The organism is Polaromonas sp. P1_G4, from assembly GCF_056405475.1.
Map to the genome: position 1 here is coordinate 1 of NZ_JBFUCA010000565.1, position 2,587 is coordinate 2,587.

The following is a 2,587-nucleotide window of genomic DNA, read 5'->3' on the forward strand; positions in this document are numbered from 1 at the left end:
TTTATCTTCCACTCCAATGCACGATGCGGCGCTCGGCGATGAGAAACAAAATATTCAGCGCATACCCCAGCGCACCGGCCGCCAGGATGGACGCGTACATGTCCTTCACATTCATGACCTGCTGCGAGTTGATGATGCGGTTGCCCAGGCCGGTGTCGGCGCCTATGAACATCTCGGCAACGATCACGATGACGAGTGCCATGGACACCGCCGAACGCAGGCCGACAAAGCTCGGCTGCAGGCTTTCCCAGATCAACACGTCCTTGAACACTTGCCAGCGCGAGGCGCCCATGACTTTGGCCGCCATGACACGCTGCTTGCGCGCGTTGATCACGCCGTAGGCGCTGTTGAAGACCACGATCAGCAGCGCGCCGAAGGCGGCAATCGCCACCTTGTTGATGTCCGACACGCCGAAAATCATCAGGAAGAGCGGAATCAGCGCCGAGGACGGCGTGGAGCGGAAGAAGTCGATCAGGAATTCCACGCTGCGGTAGGCTTTTTCATTGCTGCCCAGCAGCACGCCCAGCGGCATGCCGACCGCGGCGGCGATCATGAAAGCCTGGACCGTTCGCCACACGGTGACGGCAAAGTCCTTGAGGAGCGGCCCGCCAGCCAGGCCGCTGAGCAGTGCGCCCAGCGCGTCGATCGGTGGCGGCAGCAGGATGGCCTTGATGAAGCCCAGGCGCACGGCCAGGTCCCAGATGATGAAGAGCGCCACCGGGCCGATGAAGGGCAGGGCCTTGTCCAGCGCCGGTTTGCGCTGCACGACGGCCGCCGGCGCGGCCGGAGGCGTCCAGGGTTTGGCGGGCGTTGCCGTCACGGGAGAGGTGGTACTCATGGTGTTCAACCCTTGTAGAGCATGGTGTCTACGATGAGGCGCGAACTGAAGATGCCTTTTTCGGAGAACAGGTCGAAGAATTTCTGGAAGTGCGCCACGTCGGCCGGGGTGAACTCGTTGTACATGGTGTAGGCGGCCAGCGGCACCTCGCCGGTGAGCGGGCCTTCAATGGCGGTGTAGCCCTTGAGGTACTGGCGCGCCTCGACCGACTTGCTTCGCACGTAGGCCACTCCCTTGCCGTAGGCGGCGACGAATTTTTTTGCCGCGTCGGGATTCTTCTTGATGAAGTCGGAAGACAGCGACGCCGAGCCGCCGAACCACGGTGCCATCGGGTCACCCAGTACATAGCGCGCGATGACGCCGGCTTCAAGCACGCGCGTCGTGCCGTTCATGCGGCCTATGGTGCCGGTGGGCTCCAGCGTGTAGGCACCGTCGATCTGGCCGGCGGCGAGCGCGGCCACATGCTGGCCGATGGGCAGCTCGACCACGGTCGCGCCGGTAGCGCCGCCGCGCTCCAGCACGGTCTTGGCCAGCGTCACGTTCTGGATGCCGGGGCCGGAGCCGACGCGCTTGCCTTTGAGGTCGGCCATCACCTTGGCCGGACTGGCCGCCGGCACGATCACCTCGTCGAGCACATTCTTCACGTTGCTGGGGTTGGAGCAGAAGATCTTGAAGGTGCCGGGCTGGGCGATCTCGCCGATGGCGATGTTGGCCGAGCCGGTGCCGTTGGCGGTGCCATCGGCGCGGCCCGAGAGCACCGCCTCCATCACCTGCTGCGCACCGGCGAATTTGAGCGGCTCCACGTCAAGGCCGGTCTCTTTGAAGTAGCCCAGCTCGATGGCTGAGTAGAACGGCAGGCCGGCGGCGATGGGCCAGTAGCCGATGCGTATCTTGGGACCGCCCTGCGCATGCAGGAAGGCGGGCATGCCCAGCAAGCCCAGTGTGGCGCCGGCGGCCGTGGCCTTGAGCAGCGAGCGGCGTGCCGGGCCGTGGGGGGCGGATGACGGTGTGGGAACGGGCTTCATGAAATGCTCCTGCTGGTGATGGATAAGTGGTGAAGGAATGGGTTGATGAAGAGGACGAAAAGCTTTCACGCCTGCGCGACTGGCTTCGGTGAGTCGAGGTAAGCGCGCCAGCCGCCCAGGTGTGTGATGTCTTGTGCACCTTGCAGGGCATGCGCCTCGCAGAGGAAGCCCTGGACGCTGCCGCCGCCCTCCAGCGCCAGCGTGCCTATGCCCAAGGGCGCGGGGATCAGCGCAACGAAAGAGCCGTAGTGCTGCACCGGCATTTCCCAGATTTCCAGCGCGATGCCTGCACCTTCATTGGCCGCCACACGCAGCAGCCCCGGCTTGGGCGGCACCGTGCCCGGCAGGGCGTAAAAGCGGTAGTCTGGCGCGGTGCGTGCCGGGCCCACCAGCGTGGCGCCGCGCGAGGTCAGCTGGCTGTTCAGCGGCATGCCCGAAAGATGAGCGCCCACCACGGCCAGCCTGACCGTGGCCGCCGGCTGGATGCCTGGCAACGCTGCGGGTGCGGGCAGCGCTTCGTTCAATGCGCCCAGCGGCAAACCAGTGGCATGGTGATAGCGCTGCCCCAACTCAGCCAGTTGCCAGTCGCTGCCCGCCAGCCCCACCAGCGTGATGCCGAAAGGCAGGCCGTCAGGACGCAGGCTGCTGGGCACGGAAAGGGCCGCGTAGTCCAGCAGGTTGACGAAGTTGGTGTAGGTGCCCAGGTGGCGGTTCAGCGTGACGG

At 65.4% G+C, this 2,587-nt stretch carries 3 protein-coding genes; all 3 read right to left on the minus strand.

Going from position 1 to position 2,587, the window contains the following annotated elements; translation table 11 throughout:
• Position 1 precedes the first annotated feature (1 nt).
• On the minus strand, positions 2-838 hold the full coding sequence (locus AC1D1X_RS20540) for an ABC transporter permease (protein WP_477670694.1): 837 nt from the start codon (positions 836-838) through the stop codon (positions 2-4).
• A 5-nt stretch (positions 839-843) separates the two neighbouring features.
• Positions 844-1,863 (minus strand): ABC transporter substrate-binding protein, encoded by a 1,020-nt coding sequence (locus AC1D1X_RS20545; protein ID WP_477670695.1) that lies wholly within the window; start codon positions 1,861-1,863, stop codon positions 844-846.
• A 65-nt stretch (positions 1,864-1,928) separates the two neighbouring features.
• A partial coding sequence (locus AC1D1X_RS20550) for an allophanate hydrolase-related protein (protein ID WP_477699035.1) occupies positions 1,929-2,587 on the minus strand: 659 nt, incomplete at its 5' end.